12 protein-coding genes and 1 pseudogene are annotated in these 13,855 nt (G+C 51.7%); 9 read left to right on the top strand and 4 right to left on the bottom strand.

What is annotated here, in order from left to right:
* Nucleotides 1-45: 45 nt before the first annotated feature.
* Nucleotides 46-1,122 carry a histidinol-phosphate transaminase gene (locus HZB62_14640; GenBank protein MBI5076386.1) on the bottom strand — a complete coding sequence of 359 codons (1,077 nt, stop codon included), beginning with the start codon at nt 1,120-1,122 and terminating at the stop codon, nt 46-48.
* Nucleotides 1,119-2,192, bottom strand: coding sequence for a prephenate dehydratase (gene pheA / locus HZB62_14645; protein MBI5076387.1), 1,074 nt, complete (start codon nt 2,190-2,192; stop codon nt 1,119-1,121). Before pheA ends, HZB62_14640 begins: the two co-directional genes overlap by 4 nt.
* 244 nt (nt 2,193-2,436) lie before the next feature.
* Here pheA and pgi point away from each other — a divergent pair, with 244 nt between their 5' ends.
* The 3 genes and pseudogenes from pgi (at nt 2,437) to HZB62_14660 (ending at nt 4,645) form a co-directional block, all read left to right on the top strand.
* Nucleotides 2,437-4,098 carry a glucose-6-phosphate isomerase gene (pgi, locus tag HZB62_14650; protein MBI5076388.1) on the top strand — a complete coding sequence of 554 codons (1,662 nt, stop codon included), beginning with the start codon at nt 2,437-2,439 and terminating at the stop codon, nt 4,096-4,098.
* A 28-nt stretch (nt 4,099-4,126) separates the two neighbouring features.
* Nucleotides 4,127-4,411 (top strand): annotated as a pseudogene (locus HZB62_14655) (DUF1016 family protein).
* Nucleotides 4,412-4,426: 15 nt separating this feature from the next.
* Nucleotides 4,427-4,645, top strand: coding sequence for a type II toxin-antitoxin system HicB family antitoxin (locus HZB62_14660; GenBank protein MBI5076389.1), 219 nt, complete (start codon nt 4,427-4,429; stop codon nt 4,643-4,645).
* Nucleotides 4,646-4,906: 261 nt separating this feature from the next.
* On the opposite strand, the gene HZB62_14665 is transcribed toward HZB62_14660, so the two are convergent.
* A complete protein-coding gene (locus tag HZB62_14665) occupies nt 4,907-5,404 on the bottom strand; it encodes a DinB family protein (protein ID MBI5076390.1) in 498 nt (165 codons plus the stop codon).
* A 94-nt stretch (nt 5,405-5,498) separates the two neighbouring features.
* Nucleotides 5,499-6,431, bottom strand: a complete 933-nt coding sequence (locus HZB62_14670; GenBank protein MBI5076391.1) for an RluA family pseudouridine synthase — start codon at nt 6,429-6,431, stop codon at nt 5,499-5,501.
* A gap of 116 nt (nt 6,432-6,547) precedes the next feature.
* On the opposite strand from HZB62_14670, the gene HZB62_14675 reads away from it, so the two are divergent.
* From HZB62_14675 to HZB62_14700, 6 genes are all read left to right on the top strand, one after another.
* Nucleotides 6,548-7,087: a hypothetical protein gene (locus HZB62_14675; protein ID MBI5076392.1), complete on the top strand. Its 540-nt coding sequence runs from the start codon at nt 6,548-6,550 to the stop codon at nt 7,085-7,087.
* A gap of 9 nt (nt 7,088-7,096) precedes the next feature.
* On the top strand, nt 7,097-7,567 hold the full coding sequence (locus HZB62_14680) for a nuclear transport factor 2 family protein (protein ID MBI5076393.1): 471 nt from the start codon (nt 7,097-7,099) through the stop codon (nt 7,565-7,567).
* A 151-nt stretch (nt 7,568-7,718) separates the two neighbouring features.
* Nucleotides 7,719-8,144, top strand: a complete 426-nt coding sequence (locus tag HZB62_14685) for a metalloregulator ArsR/SmtB family transcription factor (GenBank protein ID MBI5076394.1) — start codon at nt 7,719-7,721, stop codon at nt 8,142-8,144.
* A gap of 1 nt (nt 8,145) precedes the next feature.
* Entirely contained in the window at nt 8,146-9,495 is a 1,350-nt protein-coding gene (locus tag HZB62_14690) for a TolC family protein (GenBank protein MBI5076395.1), read from the top strand.
* Between the two features lie 11 nt (nt 9,496-9,506).
* Nucleotides 9,507-10,577, top strand: coding sequence for an efflux RND transporter periplasmic adaptor subunit (locus tag HZB62_14695; protein ID MBI5076396.1), 1,071 nt, complete (start codon nt 9,507-9,509; stop codon nt 10,575-10,577).
* Between the two features lie 9 nt (nt 10,578-10,586).
* Nucleotides 10,587-13,838, top strand: coding sequence for an efflux RND transporter permease subunit (locus tag HZB62_14700; protein MBI5076397.1), 3,252 nt, complete (start codon nt 10,587-10,589; stop codon nt 13,836-13,838).
* The last annotated feature ends 17 nt before the right edge of the window (nt 13,839-13,855 follow it).

A 13,855-nucleotide genomic window follows, 5' to 3' on the forward strand; every position in this document is an offset into this window, starting at 1 on the left:
ATGTTAATGTCTTCTCATGCAGAAAAGGCTGTTGCTCATCACGCTTTACGCATCACGAATTACGGCCGTCAACGCTTCAATAAACCTCTTGTTCTCTTCGGGCAGACCGATCGTCACGCGGATCGCCTTTGGCCCCATAGGCCGGATGATAACGCCTTTTTTCATCAGGCTGTTATTGATTGCGATCGAGTCATTGATCGGGATATAGATAAAATTCGCTTCTGTCGGCACATAGGCAATGTTGAGGGCGGCGAGCTGCTGATAAAGATATTCCTTGCCCTCGGCATTGGTCCCTCGGGAAGCGGCAACGTGAGCTTTATCTTTTAACGCAGCGAGAGCAGCCTTCTGGGCAACTGAGTTGGTATTGAACGGTTCGCGGAGCCTGTTCATATCTGTCAGGATCCCTTTCTTCGCAATGCCGTAGCCAATACGCAGGCCTGCAAGGCCGTATATCTTCGAAAAGGTCCTGAGGATGAGGATGTTCCTGCCTGCCCTGAAATGCTTCATGCTGTCAGCATAGTCAGGGGCTGAAACATATTCATAGTATGCTTCGTCAATAACAACAAGCATATTGTCCGTCATCTTTTCCATCAGTGTGTCAAACTCGTCTTTTGTGTTGATCGTACCTGTCGGGTTGTTCGGATTCGCAATAAAGACCATTTTGGTCTTCGGCGTGATGGCAGCTGCCATAGCTTTGAGGTCATGGCGGAAGTCCTTCAGCGGCACTTGTATCGACTTGCCTCCCACTGACTGCACGGCCATGCCGTATACAACAAAAGAGGGCGATGCCATGACAGCCTCGTCTCCTGCCTGCAGATAGGTCCGCGCAGCAATGTCGAGCAGTTCGTTCGATCCATTGCCGAGGATCAGTTCATCTGGGCTAATCGCCAGCATTTCTGAAAGCGTATTCTTCAGGTAATAGCCTGCGCCGTCAGGATACCGGTTCAGATCTGCAAAGGAATCTTTTATCGCCTTCAGGGCCTCTGGCGAAGGACCGAGGGGGTTTTCGTTCGAGGCGAGCTTGATCGAGTTCGAGATACCCAGTTCCCGTTCGAGCTCTTCGATCGGTTTACCCGGCACATAGGGCTGGATAGCGTTGATATAGTCCGGCGGTTTTATCATGACACCTTCCCCTGCGGATATGATCCCAGGATTTTGAGATACAGACAGTTTTCTTTCAGCGAGTCAATAGCTTTGCGTATCTTCCTGTCTTCAACATGGCCTTCCATATCAACAAAGAAAATGTACTCCCACGCCTTTCGCTTGGAAGGCCGGGATTCTATCTTGGTGAGGTTGATCTTTGCCCGTTTAAACGGCATAAGTACATCATACAGGGAGCCCGGCTTGTGCTTGATCGAGAACATGACCGAGGTCTTGTCATAGCCCGTGCGGTGCGGGAACTCCTTTGAGATGACCAGGAACCGGGTGATGTTCCTCCTGTTGTCCTGTATGTTCCTTTCGAGAATATTCAGATCATACATGCGGGCCGCGATCTCGCTTGCGATGGCAGCAGTGTTCGTTTCCTTTGCAGCAAGCTCCGCAGCCTTGGCAGTACTGGTCGATTCAGCGACCGGCACTCCGGGCATATTGGCTTCAAGCCATCCTCTGCATTGTGCGAGTCCCTGCGGGTGTGAATAGATCTTCCTGATCTTTGACCTGTCCGTCTGCTTCGAAAGCAGGTTATGAGAGATCTCGATTATGATCTCTGCAACGACCTGGAGCTCGGAGTCCACAAACATGTCGAGTGTATGGCTCACCACGCCTTCATTGGAGTTCTCGATCGGCACGACGCCGTATTCTGCCTTGCCGGTCTCGACATTCTCGAAGACCTTCTTGATGCTGTCAACAGGCACAAAGGCGGCTGACGAGCCGAAATGGCGAAGGGCCGCAAGATGTGTATAGGTTGCAAGGGGGCCGAGGCACGAGACCTTCAGCGGCTCTTCCAGCGAGACCGAAGCAGACAGTATCTCGCGGTAGATCGCCTTCAGCGCGTCATTGGGGAAAGGCCCTTTGTTGCGTGATGCGAGACGCTCAAGGATCTGGCGCTCCCGGTCAGGCTTATAGAAGCGGGATTTTTGCGTGCGCTTGATGCCGCCGACCTCGATGACTACCTCTGAGCGCCTGTTCAGGAGTTCGAGAATTTCGTCGTCAAAGGTATCGATTTTCTTTCTGAGCCTGTCCAGTTCACCCATGATTGTCAGTTGCTCCCTCTCTGCATGTTTTGAGGCATGATTGAGCACCAATATTACCGGAAAATTCCTTATTTTATCAAGGAGTTTGGGAGTTTGCACTGAGAGATTTCCCTGAAGTTTCCTCTGTTTTTCCTCCTAAAAAGTTCTAACCCTTTGAAATAGAAAGACAAACTACAAAACAGCATCCCCGTAGTCATAGATCTTCATCTGTGATAATCTACCTGTTAAGATCGTGAGGTGAAGAATGCTTGAAAAAAAGAACCCTGTAAGGACGGCAGCCTGGAAGGAACTGAAGGCGCATTTCAACCTGATGAAAGACCGGCAGATGAAGGATCTGTTTGTCGAAGACCCTGACAGATTCCGGAAGCATGTAATCCGGTTCGAGGATATCCTTTTCGACTATTCCAAGAATATCATCAATGACAGAACACTCCGGCTTCTGCTTGATCTTGCCGGGGAGATTGGCCTTGAAGGCGCTATTGAGAAGATGTTTTCAGGCGACCGGATCAACGAGACCGAAGATCGTTCCGTACTTCATACTGCCTTGAGAAACCGGTCAAATACTCCTGTTCTTCTGAACAGGAAGGATGTGATGCCTGAAGTGAATGCAGTCCTTGGCCAGATGGAACGGTTCTGTTCCAGGATCATTGATGGACAATGGAAAGGCTATACCGACAGGTCGATCACCGATATCGTGAATATCGGCATCGGAGGTTCTGACCTGGGCCCGGTCATGGTGACAGAGGCGCTTATGCCGTACCGCAAGCCGCATATCAGGACGCACTTTGTCTCGAACATCGACGGTTCCCATATCGCGGAGACGCTGAAGGGTCTTTCCCCTGAAACAACGCTTTTTATGATCGCCTCGAAGACCTTTACTACACAGGAGACCATGACCAATGCCCACACTGCACGCCGGTGGTTTCTTGAGGCTGCAATGGATGAGGCGCATGTCAAAAAACATTTTGTGGCGATCTCGACCAATGAGGCTGAGGTAAGGAAATTCGGCATAGCGCTTGAGAATATGTTCATTTTTTGGGACTGGGTCGGCGGCAGATATTCCCTCTGGTCAGCCATCGGGCTTTCGATCGCCTGCTCGATTGGCTTTGACCACTTCCGTGAGCTGCTTGAAGGCGCACATGCCATGGACCGGCACTTCAGGGAAACGCCGCTTGACCGGAATATCCCTGTCATCCTCGGACTGTTAGGCATCTGGTACAACAATTTCTTTGGAGCAGAGACCCATGCGATCCTGCCGTATGACCAGCATATGCACAGGTTCCCCGCCTATTTTCAGCAGGGAGATATGGAGAGCAACGGTAAATATATTGACCGGAAGGGCAGAGAGGTATCGTATCAAACCGGGCCGGTCATATGGGGAGAGCCGGGCACGAACGGGCAGCATGCTTTTTACCAGCTGATCCACCAGGGCACGAAACTGATCCCCTGCGATTTTATAGCGCCTGCTATCAGCCATAATCCTTTGGGCGACCATCATAACATCCTGCTTTCGAACTTCTTTGCCCAGACAGAGGCGCTCATGAAGGGCAAGACTCACGATGAGGTGGTTGCCGAATTAGCTGCCTCAGGTAAAACTGCGAAGGAGATCAAGCGGCTCGCAGCCTTCAAGGTTTTCAAGGGCAACCGGCCCACAAACTCGATCCTTCTGAAAAAGGTCACGCCGCGGACGCTCGGCAGCCTGATCGCCATGTACGAACATAAAATCTTTGTCCAGGGCGTAATCTGGAACATCTTCAGCTTTGACCAGTGGGGTGTTGAACTGGGGAAGGTGCTTGCAAAGAAGATACTTGCGGAGATGCAGAGCGGTTCTGATATTACCTCTCACGACGCATCGACAAACGGTCTGATCAATGCCTGGAAGGAGATGAGAGGAGAGGGCAGATAGAGGGTGATTACTTTGGATGACATTCAATGAATCGGACCTTGAGCAGTCTATCATCGGAAAACTGCAGGCGTTTATGCTGGAACTGGGCAAGGGGTTTGCCTTTGTGGCCCGGCAGCAACGGATCTCAACCGAGACCTCAGATTTCTTTATTGATCTGGTCTTCTACAACTACATCCTCAAATGCTTTGTTCTGATTGACCTGAAGACCGGCAAGCTCACCCATCAGGACATCGGCCAGTATCCAGATTCTCAAGTTCAGTTGAAAATAAATCGTTGCCAACATGGCCAGCTTGAGAATATAATTAGCTTATAACAAAAGGAGAGTGTGATGACAAACTCTTATACGGCCGTATACAGTAAAATACCGTCGGGCTATATGGGGCAACTTGTGGAGTGGCCTGAAGTCGTCACAGAAGGCAAAACAATTGAGGCTTGCAGAGCAATGCTTGAAGACGCGCTAAAAGAAATGATTCAGGCATACAGGCAGCAAGACAAGGCCATCCCATCCGGCCACACGCTTTTTGAGCAGATACCTGTTGAAGTCTAATAATGTCAGTAAAACGGCGTGAGTATACAATACATGGAAGAACAAGGCTTCTATATCCTGCGCGAAGGTAGTAACCATTCCATTTATACCAACAATCTTAAGACAATTCCGGTCAAAAGAAACCGGGTCATAGACCGGATTGTAGCAAATGAACTTTGCAAGCAGGCAGGTCTAAAGCCTAAATTCTAAACGAGGGGACATGGTCAGCACCTGTCAGAAAGAGGGGGCTTACCTTAGGAGTTTTGAAAACACTGACAGTTACTACGAGACGCCCAGCGCCTTCAGGACTTCGTTCAGGTGGTCGATATGAAATTTCAGGTGCCAGCCGCCGAGCCCTCCGATAAACATGGCCAGGGTCGGATATTCTCCCAGCGCAGTATCCTTGAAGAGCGGAATATGGGCCTTGCGGTCCAGTTGATCCGCTGAAAGGGTGAGCAGCAGTTCCGCGATTTTCGCATATTCCTTGCCAGCCTCGGCAAGAAGCTCCTTCATCGTAAGTTTTGTCCGCCTCTCTGTGTAGAAGGGGTCCTCTGCAATAATGTCGATCCGCGGTGTATCCTGTTTCAGGATGAGTTCAAAGGCAGGCATGTACCCGATGCCGTCCTGGCCTGCTATATGCGAAATGATCTGTTTGGGAGACCATCTGCCAACAGGAGCGCGGGATGCCGTCTCCTCATCAATATTTACACAGATCTTCTCAAGTTCTTCTATGTTGGTGCGGATGGTGCGGGCCAGTTCTGTTCCTTCAGCGGTTGCCATGGCAGTTCTCTCCTTTATCTGTTCAGTGGTAGGATCTCTTTTTTCAGTATAGCACTGCCCCCTGTCAAAGCAAGAAAAAAAGCGTGAAGGCCTGTCAGCGGGCGGCACCTCTGAGAACGCCGATCTTTTCCTCCATATCCTGCGGCGGCGGGCTGATAAATTCAAGATATTCTTTTGTGATAGGGTGGGTGAAGCCGAGGAGTCCGGCATGGAGCATCTGGCGGGGAAAGGTTATCTTCCTTCTTCCGAGGTCTATTGAGGTCTTCGAGCCATAGGTTCGGTCGCCCAGGACAGGATGACCGATGGAGGTGAAATGAACGCGGATCTGATGGGTCCTTCCTGTGCCGAGCTTTGCCTCGATCAACGTAACTCCATGAAATCTTTCGACCACCCTCCATGTCGTGACCGCCTCCTTGCTCCTGACAGACGTTGTAGACATCTTCTTTCTGTCAGCTGCTGACCTGCCTATCCTGAGGGAGATCTCACCCGTCTCTTCCTTCAGATTGCCGAAGACAAGAGCCCGGTATTTCCTGTTCATGGTCCGTTCCCTGAACTGCTCAACCAGGTCATAGTACGCCTTGTCATCAAGCGCCACTACCATGACCCCTGAAGTGTCCTTGTCCAGTCTGTGCACAACGCCCGGTCTGAGCGGGCCGCCGATGGTCGCAAGCTTCTTTGCATGGAAGGCGATCGCATTCATCAGCGTGCCGCTGCTGTGGCCTGCTGCCGGATAAACGACCATGCCTGCCGGCTTATTCACCACGATCAGAAAATCATCGCAATAAAGAACCTCGATCGGCAGGTCTTCAGACAAAAGCTCTTCGTTGTCCTTGGCAACCGAAAAGCGGACCACATCGTTGGCATGGGCCTTATAGTTGGCCCTGGACGGATTTTCGTTGACAGTCATCAGACCCTTTTCGAGAAGCCTCTGTACCTGTGAACGGGTCAGCCCTGAAAGCTCTGACACGAGCAGATCAAGACGCTTCCCTGCCTGTTCCGGATCAATATGAAACGTGGTCTCAGTCATGATCGTAATTTTACAGGAAAAGGCAGGGCTTTGGCTCTTTTCTGCATTTTTTATCGAGCATGAATGGGTGGCAGGTGATAAAATATATAAGAGAGTTGTAACGGAGGTAACGAGCCATGACAGAAGATAGAATTATCGAGGAAATCCCCGGCCTGTATAAGATCCTTCCCCTCAAGTTATTCCGAAAGACCCAGAAAGTGACGTTTGACTTTGTGCCGATCGACCTTCTCCCGAGGATCGATGCTATTGACCGCGTGATCCACGAAAGCAATGCAACCTCTCCAGCTTCTGTAGGCACGATCGAGAGGCCCTGGTACATGCATCCGTATCAGGAAGACAATCTGATCGTGCTCTACGGCACTCGCCATGTGGAGATCTATACCCCGCAGCACGGCCGGATCGAGAAGTTTACCGTAACGCCCCATGAGGTTCTGAAAGACGGCAAGGTGATCCACGTAGGAGGCGCCATGCTCTGCTGGCCTACGGGCGTATTCCATCGCATACAGTCAGGCACTGAGGGTTCGGCATCCCTGAACCTTGCTATCCATTATGAGGGTTTTGATATCAGGACGAACTTCAGTGTGTACAACCTGAATGTCACGACCGGCGAATATAAAGTGATACGCGAGGGTCACCTCGACCAGCCGACTGCATAGAAATTTAATATGGACCCCATACAGACACCGATAACAGGCGAGGAAGGGCAGGGAAAGCTGGCAGACCCGTTCGAGGCGCTTGTGCAGTTCTACCATGCCTTCAATCACCGGGACATAAAAGAGATGGCTGACAACTGGGCGCAGAGCGATGACAGTGCGATGGACAATCCCCTGGGCGGGATCAAGAGGGGCTGGTCAGAGATCGGGCCGGTGTATGAAAGGATATTCAGCGGGCCTGCGAGGGTTTACGTCGAATATTACGACTATACGATCTGCGAAACGCCTGAAATGTTCTGCGCAGTCGGCAGGGAGCGTGGTTATTTCCGGCTTGGAGATAAGGAGTTGAAGCTTGCGATCCGCACGAGCCGTATCTTCAGGAAGATCGCCGGCAGATGGAGACAGGTCCATCATCACGGCTCGATCGATGACCCTGAACTGCTTGCACGATACCAGGCCGCAGTCCCTAACTCAGCACCGTAGCTGCGCTGTACTTCGCGGCTGATCCACAATTGTCTTTCGACTTATCTATCGAAACCCCCTGTTTTGTCGTTTCTGCTCCGTGCCGGTTTCTATCCTAGTGAGTTGCGTGGTTGCGAAAACGCTTGACTAACATATTAACGTATGTTTAAATATGCATATGTTAAGCACGGTAAAATTGTTAAAGCTTTTTTCTGATGAGACCCGCCTGAGGATATTGATGCTCATGGCACGAAAAGAACTCTGCGTCTGCCAGATCATGGGCGTCCTCGGCATAGCCCAACCTCTTGTATCGCATAACCTTGCCCTGCTGAACAATGCCGGTCTTCTTGAAGAACGCAGGGACGGCAAGCTGGTCTTTTATTCCCTGAATAAGGAGATGCAGCAGTCCCACAAGAAGGTGATCGATCTTCTGCAGGAGCTGACCAGGGCTGATAAGGCGTTCTCGGGTGATCAGCTTTCCCTGAAGGACTGCGAGGAATTTCAGAAGAAGGCCGGGAAGTGCGATATGAAGACGCTGAAGGAGTTCATGCAGAGGAAGCCAAATAAGACCGTAAACAAATCCGGGAGGAAAAACTGATATGCGCATGAATATTCAATGGACAGGGATGCTGATATCGCTGCTTCTTCTGCTGACAGACAGTGCAGCATATGCCGAAGCGCAGGTGCTCTCTCTCCATGATGCCCTGACGCAGGCAATGAAAGGCAATCCTGAGATACGGGCAAATGAGCATGCGCTGCTTGCGGTTAAAGAGGAGATAGGCATTGCAAAAAGCTTTCTGCTGCCGAGGGTCACTTTTGAAGAGCGGTTCATGCGGACGAATAATCCGACCTATGCGTTCATGGCAAAGCTGAATCAGGAGCGGTTTGCGATGACGGACTTTGCCATACCTTCTCTTAACAACCCCGGACCTGTATCTGATTTTCAGACAGGCGTTTCATTTGAGCAGGCTGTCTTTGCCCCAAAGGTATATATCGGCATGAAGATGGCCCAAAAGGAATTCGAGGCCAAAGGCGATGACGTACAGCGCAAAAAAGAAGAGATTGCCTTCTCGGTCTTCAGGACCTATCTTGACTCCCAGACCGCACGCGCTTTTGTATCTGTTACGGAAAAAGGAGTTGAAGACGCCAGGGAACATCTCCGGATAGCCGAAAGCAGAAACAAGGTCGGTCTTGGCCTGTACTCCGACATGCTCAGGGCCGAGGTAGCCCTCAGGACTGCAGAAGAGCGGAAGGTCTCTGCTGAAAAGAATTTGATGGTTTCACGGCGAGCACTCGGCCTTATGCTTGGGTCATCTGAAGCCGTAGATGTGCAGGAGCAGAGCCTGCCCCTCACTCTGAAAAGTCTTGCGTATTACAGCGGGATGGCAGAAGCAAGAAATGACGTCAAGGCTATGGAAACACGGCAAAAAAACGCAGAGAATAACCTGACAATGGCTCATGCAGCGTATCTTCCTGTTATCGGTCTCGGCGGGACATACCAACTGAACAGTCATAGGACTATCTTTGGGGAAGAAGGGCAAAGCTGGCAGGTGATGGCATTTCTGCGGTGGGAACTCTTTGACGGTCTGAAACGCGAAGCAGAGCGGAATAAGGCAAAGCATAAAATCGCAGAGGCAGGAGAATATCTCGACGGCATGAAAAAGCAGATATCCTTTGCCGTGTACGAAGCGTATCTCTCTGTTGAGGAGGCAGGCAAGGGACTTGAACTTGCAAAGACAAACCTTGCCTCGGCAGAGGAGAGCAGGCGACTGGTAAAGACTCGTTATGAAAACAATCTGTCGGCCGCAGTGGATATGCTTGATGTGCAGAGCAGCCTTGATGCTGTCAGGGCTGATGTTGTGGCAAAAGAGGCTGCATATCTTATTGCAATTGCAAGGCTCAGCTACTTGAGCGGAACGATTATGAAAGACCTGGATCTGGACAGATGAGGAGAGATGATATGAAGCGTATCGGATTTATCACAATATTACTGCTGGTTTCGGTTATGGTTTTTTCTGGCTGCAGAGGCAAGGACGCTCACGAGACAAAGGAGATCAGGCGACAGCAGGTTGAGGGTGTAACCATTGAGACAATGCAGCTGTCGCAGGCTGATGAATATATCGAGACGTCGGCAACGGTGAAGGCAAAGACCACGAGTGTTGTGGCCAGCCGCATGATGGGCACTATTATCGCTGTTAACGTGAAAGAGGGCGACAGGGTGCGGGCGGGACAGGTGCTGGCGACTATTGATGACAGAGATATTGTGCAGAGGGTCAAGGCTGCAGAGAAGGGTGTCGAGGTGGCAAAACAGCAGGGAATGCTGGCAGACGTGACGTACCAGCGGTACAAAAAGCTCCACGATGACAGGGCGCTGACCGGCCAGGAGCTTGACCAGGTCGAGACGCAGAAGAAGGTCGCTGATATGGAATATGACAGGGCGCAGGCAATGCATCAGGAGGCCAGAATATATCATGGCTTTACACGCCTTACCGCTCCGGTGGCCGGTGTTGTTACTGCCAGGACTACAGACCCCGGAAGCATGGCAGTGCCGGGAGTACCGCTTTTTACCATAGAGGACACCTCAGGGTACAGGCTCGAGGCGAACCTTGACGAAAAGCATGCGGGAAAGGTCAGGCAGGGCGTTGAGGCAAGGATATCGATCGACGCCCTGGGTAGAGATATAAAGGGAGTTATAACAGAGACAGTTCCCTCTGTTGACCCGCTCACAAGGACATTTCCTGTGAAGATCTCTGTCAGCGGAGAAGGCCTGAGGAACGGCTCGTACGGAAAGGTTTCTATTCCGACAGGCAAGAAAGAGGCTTTGCTGGTGAGCAAAAAGGCGATTGTCGAAAAGGGACAGCTTACCGGTGTCTATGTTGTGGATGCCACTTCAGTCGTGACCTACCGGCTGGTCCGGACTGGCAGGATATATGGTGATAGGGTCGAGGTCCTCTCCGGCCTGAACCCCAATGAAAGAATAATCGTCGACCATGTCGAAAAGGCTGTCGATGGCGGCATTGTTAAACAATAAGGAACGAAAATGAAGGCTATAGGAATATCAGGGAAGATCGCAAAGGCGTTCATACAGTCAAAGCTGACGCCGTTGATCGTGATGGCCTCGCTGCTGCTGGGTATTTTTGCTGTGGTGGTAACGCCCCGCGAGGAAGAACCCCAGATCGTTGTGCCTATGATCGATGTGATGGTCACCTATCCCGGCGCCTCGGCAAAAGAGGTTGAGGAGCGGGTCACCAAGCCTATGGAGAAATTCCTCTGGGAGATCAAGGGCGTCGAGTATGTCTATTCCATTGCAAGGCCCGGTATGAACCTTACCATCGTGCGGTTCTATGTCGGCGAGGACATGGAAGCAAGTCTGGTTAAGCTCTACAACAAGCTGATGTCAAACTTTGACAAGATACCGCCGGGAGTATCCCAGCCTCTGGTAAGACCCAAGTCCATTGACGATGTGCCGATCACTACCTTCACGCTCTGGTCTGAACGTTATAACGGCTATGAGTTGAGAAGGGTCGCCCAGGAGCTCTGCAACGAGATCAAGAAAGACAAGGACGTATCTGAAACATCGATCATCGGCGGCCAGAAGCGGCAGGTAAGGATCGGTCTCGACCCTGCCCGTCTGCGCGCATATTCCCTCTCTGCCGGACAGATCATCGGAACACTTCAGAAGGCGAATTTTCTGATGCCTTCCGGCGCCTTTTCGTCAGGTAACAGGGAATATCTGATCGATACCGGTACATTTCTGAAGAATGCGGAAGAGGTCGGTTCAGTCGTGGTGGGTATGAGCAGCAACAGGCCAGTGTACCTCAGGGAGGTAGCTGCATTATCTGACGGGCCGGAAGAGCCTGCAGCGTATGTCTTCATGGGGCTTGGGCCTGCTGCCCGGTCCCGTGGTATTGCAGCTTCTCATTCCAGTGCCGGACAGTATGAGGCGGTCACGCTGACGGTCTCAAAGAAGAGAGGCGCCAATGCAAGTGTGGTTGCCGAAAACGCCATACGCAAAATAGAAGCGCTGAAAGGCAAGGCGATACCTTCTGAGGTCGAGACAACAATTACAAGGAACTACGGCGAGACAGCAAAGGAAAAATCCAACGAACTTCTCGAACACCTGCTCATAGCGTCCCTGTCGGTCGTCATACTCATAGCCCTTGCCCTTGGCTGGAAGGAGTCTCTGGTGGTCGGCGTGGCAGTGCCTGTCACGCTGTCTCTGACCCTGCTTATCAACTACCTCTATGGCTATACCCTGAACAGAGTTACGCTTTTCGCCCTGATCTTCTCTATCGGCATACTTGTTGACGACGCGATTGTTGTTGTCGAAAATATCCACCGTCATTTCAGGATGCACAGGATCGATCCGCTTACTGCTGCCTATGCGGTGGATGAGGTCGGCAATCCGACGATCCTCGCAACCTTTGCGGTCATTGCTGCGCTTCTGCCCATGGCCTTTGTGACAGGCCTGATGGGGCCGTACATGCGGCCGATACCGGTCGGTGCCTCTGCTGCCATGATCTTCTCGCTTCTTATTGCCTTTATCGTCAGCCCATGGATGAGCTACAAGGTGCTGAAGAATATCAGGAGCAATGACGACCATGGCCGAGGGCATGAGGACAATGGAAGATTCGCTTCTTTGTATGACCGCATGCTCAGACCGCTGATCGAGCGGAAGCATAAACGGATCATTGCCCTGACCGTCGTTCTTCTGCTCCTCGCCCTTTCGCTGATGCTGGTCCCGCTGAAAGCCGTGACGCTCAAGATGCTGCCCTTTGACAACAAGAGCGAACTGCAGGTGATCGTGGACATGCCCGAGGGAGTCACGCTCGAAGAAAGCGCAGCGCTTGGCCGGGAGATGGGAGAGTATCTCAAGACCGTGGCTGAGGTGACAGACTTCCAGACCTATATCGGTACTGCAGCGCCCTATAACTTTAATGGTCTGGTCAGGCACTATTTCATGAGATCCGGAAGCAATGTTGCCGATATTCAGGTCAATTTTGTTCCCAAGTCTGAGCGCAAGGCGCAGAGCCATGAGATCGCGAAGCGGCTTCGGCCCGGGCTGAAAAGGATCGCTGACCGATACCATGCGCGGCTCAAGGTTGCAGAGATACCTCCGGGTCCTCCTGTTTTGAGCACGCTTGTGGCAGAGGTGTACGGACCTGATCTGCAGCGCCAGACCGTGATAGCCGGAAGCGTTCGTGATATCTTTGAAAAGACCGACGGTGTGGTTGATGTGGACTGGTATGTTGAGGATGACCAGCAGAAGATCACCTTTGATGTTGATCGTGACAAAGCCGGCCAACACGGCATCTCAACAGAGGCAGTATCTCAGGCACTCAGAATAGCATTGAGCGGCATGTCGGCCGGTCTCGTTCATATGGAAAAAGAGAAAGAGCCTGTTGAGCTTGTCCTGAGGATGCCAATAAGCGAACGGTCAACGATTGCCTCACTCAGCGGAATTACGGTACCTTCTGCAGACGGCCGGCCAATATCCCTTTCAGAACTGGTGAAGATGCGGGAAGGGGTGGAAGACAAAACCATTTACCATAAGAACCTCAAGAGGGTCCTTTATGTTACCGGCGATGTGGCCGGCATCGCGGAAAGCCCGGCATACGCGATCCTCAAGATGAAGGAAAAGATCAGGGACCTCCAGCTTGCGGAAGGGTATGAGCTGAAGCAGTATTCATCCGAGCAGCCCTGGCTTGAAGACCGCTATGCCATAAAATGGGACGGCGAATGGCATATCACCTACGAGGTCTTCCGTGATCTCGGCATTGCGTTTGGCGCGGTGCTGATCCTTATTTATGTTCTCGTTGTAGCCTGGTTCAGGAATTTCGTGACGCCGCTCATTATCATGGCTCCCATACCCCTGACGCTTGTCGGCATATTGCCCGGTCATTGGATATTTGGTGCGTTCTTTACCGCAACATCCATGATAGGATTCATAGCCCTTGCAGGCATAATCGTAAGGAACTCAATTCTGCTGATCGATTTTGTGCAGATGGAGTGGAGGGACAGCGGCGACCTCAAGGCGGCTCTGATCAGGGCCGGGGCAGTCAGGTTCCGGCCGATTGCGCTTACCGCAGCTGCCGTGGTCGTGGGCTCGTTCGTGATGCTCTTTGACCCCATCTTTCAGGGGCTTGCCATTGCGATGATGTTCGGTGCTTTGGCCGCTACTGCCCTGACCCTTGTCGCCGTGCCCCTGCTTTATTATGAATATTTTAAGAGCAGGCCGTGCCCTCTCGGCTCCGGTCACAGCATTGAAAAGACCGGCCCTGAAGAGTTATAATGTGCATATGCACAAAA

The sequence above is a fragment of the Nitrospirota bacterium genome, assembly GCA_016214855.1.
Lineage (GTDB): Bacteria > Nitrospirota > Thermodesulfovibrionia > Thermodesulfovibrionales > UBA6898 > UBA6898.